The organism is Fastidiosipila sp. (assembly GCA_012511175.1).
Lineage (GTDB): Bacteria > Bacillota > Clostridia > Saccharofermentanales > DTU023 > UBA4923.
Genome location: JAAZGO010000006.1, coordinates 26,979 through 33,786, shown reverse-complemented (window position 1 = coordinate 33,786; position 6,808 = coordinate 26,979). Strand labels below are relative to the sequence as shown.

Sequence of the window (6,808 nt, the reverse complement as noted above, 5' to 3'; positions counted from 1 at the left end):
GCGATATAAGGTCTTTTGCCTGTTAGACGGAGCATCCTCTGCTGTCTGAGTCGGACATGGGCAAGATGACGTCAAGAAGTGTCTGCTATAATTAAAATACTTGGGACAGCGGCCTTTGCTTTTGCCTGATCAGGCAGCAAGCAGATACTGAAGCCTTGATTGGAATCCGATCCAGGTTTTCCGCCGGACCCGGCCCGCTTGCCGGGAACCTGTACCTGCCGCATTATGCGGCCTCCCTTTCAGAGATACCCATGAAGATTCGCCGCCTGCCTGACCAGGGCAAGCATTCCGCATCTCCAAAGAAGGGATGAAGTGACCATGAAAACCAAGCATTCCAGGAACAAAAAGAACCGTCAAGTCATGCCGGGCATGATACTGGCTGCCGTCTTCATAAGCATCGGCCTGTCGCTTTTAGCCAATGGCAGGGCTCGGGAAATCCATTCGTTCTCCCTTCCCTCTGTACCGTTGATTATTCCTTCAGCATTCCTTCCCCAAGAGGTTGACATCCCTGACCCCAGCCTGGAGAAGGCCCTGCTTGAAGCCTGCGGGAAGTCTCCCGGCTACAAGCTGACCGATAACGACCTTTGGGGGCTGACCGGCAGGCTGGGTGTCGACAGAAGAAATATCAAGGACCTGGAAGGGATCCAGCACTGCGTCAATGTGACCAGGCTTGACGCGTCGGGTAATCCCGTCAACCATCTGCCTGACATACAGTCCATGAAGAAACTGGAAGATCTCGACTTGCAACAATGTCAACTGACCCAGGTTCCTCCGATTGTCTCAAAACTCCCCAACCTTCGAGAACTCATTCTATCCGAAAATCCCATCGGCAATACGCTGCAAGGGCTGGATGGCTGCAAAAATCTTGAGCGGCTCTATCTTAGAGGATGCGGGATCAGCAGTTTTCCTGCCGACCTGGACCTGCCCAAGCTGGGTTACCTGGGCCTGTCTAATAATCAGCTCACCAGTTTCCCGTTCCTTAAGGGTCACAAGACCTTGGAGTGTATCGATGTCGCTGACAATCAGATCTCCGAACTGCCGGCCGACCTGGGGGTTTACCCCAAGCTGGAGGGCCTCCATATTGATGGAAACAAAGTCAAGCGCCTGCCGGACAAAATGGGGAATCTGATCAAGTTAGATGCATTTGGAAATGAACTTACAGGCCTGCCCGACTCCATCGGCAAGAGCAAGCTGGAGCAATTGCATGTTCGGGGGAACAATCTGACCTCGTTGCCTCTTTCACTTTTTGCTTCCTCCAATCTGAAGGAATTGGATGTATCTTACAACAGGCTGACCAGCCTTCCGCAAGGCTTGGATGGGGTCATCGGAACCAGCGGGCTGATCGAACTGGATGTCTCGTACAATCAGCTGACTTCATTGTCTGAGGCCCTCTTTAAAGCCAAGCATCGACCCGCTTTTACGCGGAATTCAACCGGCTATGCAGCCTGCCTCCCAGTATCACGGAAAAGTCCTGGGGATACTTTGATATCTGCTACAACTACCTGGATATCTCATCCGGCAGCAGCACCCTGAAACTGCTGCAAAGCCTCAAGGACGTGAATATATATTTTGAACCCCAATTGACACCGGTGAAAGGCCTGAAAGCGGAGGCCGGTGAAGACTGGATCAAGCTTTCCTGGAAAGCCTGTCCTGATTTTACCTACCAACAAGATACAATAACGGTCGCGCATTACGAGGTTTTCCTCGACCAGGGAGGCAAGTGGACATCCCTGGGCAAGGTCGACAAGGGCTCTCCCTCCTTCACCCACTCAGCACTTTCACCCGGCACCGGCTACAAGTATTCCGTTCAGGTCGCCAACGATATTTTGTACATGTACGAAGGTGTGTTTCACAAACTCAGCTCCTATTCCAGCAGTCGGCTGTCAGCCCAAACCATTCAGGCGGCAACTACCGCATCAACCACTCCGGCCTCGACAGACCGTCAAACTGTATAGCGTAATCTAAAAACACCCAAAAAAATCACGAGGCATGGCCAAAAAGATCATGGGGAAATCCCCAAAAAGATCAACAAAAAGGGACAGGTTGAGCCCCTGTCCCAAAATGCCTATTCTTTCGGATAAGAAAAGAAGAAAGAGAGGCTGGGAAGGAATGCTCAACATGCCCCAAATCGATAGTATCAAAAATGCCTACGCGAATGGCAGTTACATCAGCGAGATAGCCCGTGACCTGGGCTATGACAGGAAAACGGTCAGAAAATACCTTGAAGCACAGGATTTCACCGAGAAAATGCCCTTGAAGAAGGAACGCGTCTCCATCCTGGATCCCTATAAGGCTCTCATCAACCGGTGGCTTTCTGATGACCGTAACAGCTGGCATAAGCAACGTCATACCGCCAAAAGGATTTACGACCGTCTCTTGCAGGAAACGGACTACCAGGGCTCCTATCCCACCGTCCAGCGCTACGTGAAAGCATGGCGCAGGAAACACCATGAAGGGACGACCTTCCTGGAACTGCATTGGTATCCAGGCCAGGCACAAGCGGACTTCGGGCAGGCAGACTTTCTTGTGTCAGGGAAGCTGGAACGTCTCCATTACCTTACCCTGTCATTTCCCTACAGCAACCAGGCCTACGTCCAGGTCTTCCGTGGTGAGACGGCCGAGTGTGCCTGTCAAGGGCTTTTGGATATCTTTTACCATATAGGGGCGATACCTCTTGTAATTGTCTTTGACAACGCAGCTGGCGTGGGAGTACGCATCGAGAATGTCATGCGGGAAGCCGACCTCTTTCGTCGTTTTCGATTACATCACGGTTTCAAGATCCGTTTTTGCAATCCCAACAGTGGGCATGAGAAAGGCCATGTTGAAAACAAGGTCGGTTATATCCGACGTAACCTCTTTGTCCCTGTACGTGAGCTGGAGGATCTCGTATCTTTCAACCGGGAGCTTTTACACGAATGTGAATCACAGGGGCAAGACCGCCACTACAAGAAGTCGAAGTTGGTCCTGGAGCTCTTCGATGAAGATCGCGATGCCATGCGTGAACTTCCCGCCGCCCGGTTTGACGTCGTTCGCTACGAGACCCGGCAAGCGGATAACTACGGCAAGATCTGTCTGGACGGTAAGCACTATTACTCCAGCTGCCCGGAGTTAAGGCAAGAGGAGATCCTGGTTGGTATTCGCGCTCACATGGTTGAGCTGTTTGACACTAATGGGCGGTCAGTGGCTTCACATGAACGGCGCTTTGGAAACCAACGAACGGATTCGACCGACCATTACACCACCTTACTGCAACTTGTGCGCGCCCCCAATGCCTGGCGCAACAGTGGGCTTCGAGAGCACATGCCTTCGAGTGTCCGTGATCGGCTGGATGACTTGGACGCTGTGGAATTGAAGCGGGCGCTACGGGTTCTTTTGCAACTGTCTGAGCGCTACAGCAAGGAGATAAGTCTCCAGGCCTTATTACGCTCATTAGACGAAGGGAACGGCGGCTATGCCACAGCTTCCCTTTATGCGGCCCAGATCCTGGACAGTGGGATAGAGGGAGGAAGGGAATCTTCTTCCCGTATCGATCTTGGCGTCTACGACCGGTTCTTCTTAAGCAGAAAGGCAGGTGCCTAGGATGGATCGGGAAGATTTGAGGCAAAGACTTTCCGCCTATTGCAAACAGCTCAAGCTTTCCCAGCGTGTGGTTGCTTTGAGCGAACAGAGGGCCAATGAGGAACAAGAGCGCTTCCTGCATGATGTACTCCATGCTGAGGTGGAACACCGCAACCAAAGCCGCCGGGCCAAAAGACTTAACAAAGCCAACTTCCCTTCCCGGAAACGATTGGAAGACTTTGACTTTTCGAATGTACAGTTTCCTACAGGGGTCACGATTGAAGATCTGGCTGATGGCAGCTATATCCGGCAGAAACAAAATCTCATCTTCTACGGACAGGTCGGGACTGGCAAGACTCACCTGGCCATTGCGCTCGGCATGCTGGCCTGCGAACAGGATTATGCTGTGCGCTTCTACACGCTTTCTGACCTTGTGTTGCGTTTGGGTGAAGCACATCGTTCAGGGAGGCTTGAGCGGCTCATGGCAGAGATCCAGGGACTGGATTTACTCATCCTCGATGAGTGGGGGTATGTGCCCGTCGACCGACAGGGAAGTCAACTGCTCTTTCGTGTCATCTCGGACTGCTACGAACGTAAGAGCCTCATTGTGACAACCAACATGGAGTTCTCTGCCTGGGGAACCATCTTCACCGATGAACAGATGGCGGCTGCCATGATTGACCGCCTGGTCCACTTTGGCTATCTAATCCTGTGCGGTGGACCAAGTTACCGTATTGCCAATGCGCTCATGCGAAAGAATACGGCTGCAGTAATGGAGGTAGGTATGGCTTGAAGGTAGATTCCATCACCTCTGGCTCAAGGTGATAAAAGTGGGGAATTCCTCGTGATAACTTTGGCCAAATAACCGTGATGATTTCGGGACTTGGACTTGATTTTTCACAGTCAAACGACCGGTCAAAGTGAAGAGCCTGAGCCTGAAACCCGCTTGGCCACCGATCCGCATGAAACCACAGCACAAGTTCAAACCACCCGCCAAACGGAAACTGATATCCGCGAAAGCCTGCCAGGTTCCGAAGCAACATCCGGGAAAGGGACCAGTCCCCTCCTCTGGCTGATCCCCCTGATCGTACTGGTTCTTGCCACAGCGGGTGGTTTGGTTTGGTTTTTTGTCATCAGAAGAAACCATAAGAAAGATTCTTCACTCCCTGGGGAATGAACCTTCTTTCTCTACCAAATGAATATTTTTCTTCGTAAAGCCATGGGATCGGCTCTACAGAACAAAAGGCAAGCCAAGGGCCTTGTCCCATTCAATCACCTGCCGGTCAATACAACATGCTTCTTGATCGACAAAAATTTCCGTTGCAGGGATCCTCGTTTTTTGGAGCTTTCTCTTTTACAATACTTCTGCAATGGAGCAAACATTTCCCAGTCTTCCAACTACCTTGTCAAGATGCCGACAGCCTCCTCAATCGTCATCCCGGATTGGATACGTGAGTCGTAAAGGAGGGTCAGCAACTGTATATCGGTTATACCCAGGCGTTTGAGCTCGTTGCCCTGCGCGAGGACACTGTCAAAGGCCTGCGACCTGTCACCCAAGACTCCTAAACTCCTCATAAAAAAGCTTCGGGTATAGCCATTTCTGGTTGCCAGCTTATCTTCTTCTGAACCGTAATCCATAGCCAGCTGCGAGTTGATCACGACACTCATCTTTGTAAGCTCTTTTGTCCCGGGATCATTCAAGCATCCAAAATAGGCATCGAACTCGAGATTATCGCCAGATAAACTACTGAATACTTCTGGAAATCGGGATTTTTCTATGTAATAAAAGAAAACATTGCCATCACTTTCCACCAGCTCGATTGGCGGTAAAAGACGCAGCAGCTTGGCATCCTCAATCAATGGCTGCAGACAGGAGTAGTCTGTATCGATCACATTCCCGGCAAGCTGGATCCTGATAGGTTTCTCCCAGCGCTGTAAAGTTCCCCCGCTGTGTTGATCGGGAATGATATTCAGGAATAGGTCGAGCATTTCCGGTCCCGGCCATGCTTCGGTTGTTGGTTCTGTCGTGGAAGGAGGAGGGCTGGTGGGGAGGCTTGTGGATTCTTGAGACTCCTTCTGGGTCGTCGCTTTTGTCCGGGAAGAAGGCCGGGTCCTGGAAGGAGTTACAAAAAGGCTCCCCGAAGGCCCTTCCGGGGCCGGCTTTTCCGGCTTCAGGAATAGATGCCAGACCCCAAAGGCTGCTCCTCCCAACAAGGTCAGGGAGACCAGCACAATGAGGACGACCGCAGAGGCTGGCAGACCGCTCTTCTTTTTCACAACTGGAGGTGGATAGGGGGGATAGGCCTGATAGGGGGGTGGGTAGAAAGGGGCCTCGACGGGAGCTTGCCTCGGGCTCCCACAGCGGATACAAAAGGCCTCTTCCTCAGCCATAGGATTCCCGCAACGGGGACAATAGGAAGGATTCATGGTTCTGTCTCCCAGATTTTTTGCTCTTCCGATGGCCGGTCACATAAGACATTCTGCGTTTAATAATTATACTACAATTGGTGCCGGGATATAGCCTCCTGCCAGGGCGGCCATGGCGCAAGACACCGGTATCAAGCATCAAAGGCATAACTGTTGTGCGGTAACCCCATGTCAAGCAACACGCTTGTCTGATTTCGATTCATCCGTTTGATCGATATGACACAGTCGATGCCAAAACGCGTCAGATCATGATAGAGTGTACAGCCCATGCACCCGACCTTATGGCCACAAATAAAGCGCAGTTCCCCTCCTGTTTTTCCTTGTATCGTTCCTTGATTCGATTCAGGTGGCGCCAAACTTCGGTTGCCGATGTCTTGACCTCCATCTAGCTGAAGAAGGCATCTTTTCGGATCGATTAGGCTGCAAGCAGCAAGGGGTGATGCCGGTCGTATGGATATCCATACCAACAGAAACAATACGCTTCATAGTAACCTCTCCATTGTGCGCGGTAATCTCCGCTTTTTGTGTTCTTCAGCAAGACTATGGGCAAATCCGCGACCGTGCAATCGCGGAGGTCACTTCATATTCTCGATGGGGCGCACCGAGAAAAGATCATACTCCCCGCCCACGATATTCGCTTTGTAACTGAACAGGAAATTTGATTTTGCACTCTCTTCGCCGGATCTGGCCGGTTCACTTGGTGTGACAGCCTGTCCGGCAAATCCTTGTCAAAATGGCCCAGCTCTTTCCGGTCATCTGACGCTGGCAGTAACGGCAAGCAAAGACCTCACATTTGCATCACCCAGACACACCAGCTGCCTTT

The 6,808-nt window shown here is 51.6% G+C and carries 5 protein-coding genes; 4 read left to right on the top strand and 1 reads right to left on the bottom strand.

The window, feature by feature from the left end:
• The first annotated feature begins 318 nt into the window (after window positions 1–318).
• From GX839_01405 to GX839_01390, 4 genes are all read left to right on the top strand, one after another.
• Window positions 319–1,533, top strand: coding sequence for a hypothetical protein (locus tag GX839_01405; protein NLB04124.1), 1,215 nt, complete (start codon window positions 319–321; stop codon window positions 1,531–1,533).
• 47 nt (window positions 1,534–1,580) lie between these two features.
• Window positions 1,581–1,955 carry a fibronectin type III domain-containing protein gene (locus GX839_01400; GenBank protein NLB04123.1) on the top strand — a complete coding sequence of 125 codons (375 nt, stop codon included), beginning with the start codon at window positions 1,581–1,583 and terminating at the stop codon, window positions 1,953–1,955.
• Between the two features lie 163 nt (window positions 1,956–2,118).
• The gene (locus GX839_01395) at window positions 2,119–3,579 is read left to right on the top strand and encodes an IS21 family transposase (GenBank protein NLB04122.1); all 1,461 of its coding nucleotides are present in this window, start codon (window positions 2,119–2,121) and stop codon (window positions 3,577–3,579) included.
• A 1-nt stretch (window position 3,580) separates the two neighbouring features.
• Window positions 3,581–4,351, top strand: a complete 771-nt coding sequence (locus GX839_01390; GenBank protein ID NLB04121.1) for an ATP-binding protein — start codon at window positions 3,581–3,583, stop codon at window positions 4,349–4,351.
• Window positions 4,352–4,956: 605 nt separating this feature from the next.
• On the opposite strand, the gene GX839_01385 is transcribed toward GX839_01390, so the two are convergent.
• Entirely contained in the window at window positions 4,957–5,985 is a 1,029-nt protein-coding gene (locus tag GX839_01385; protein ID NLB04120.1) for a DUF2927 domain-containing protein, read from the bottom strand.
• Window positions 5,986–6,808 lie beyond the last annotated feature (823 nt).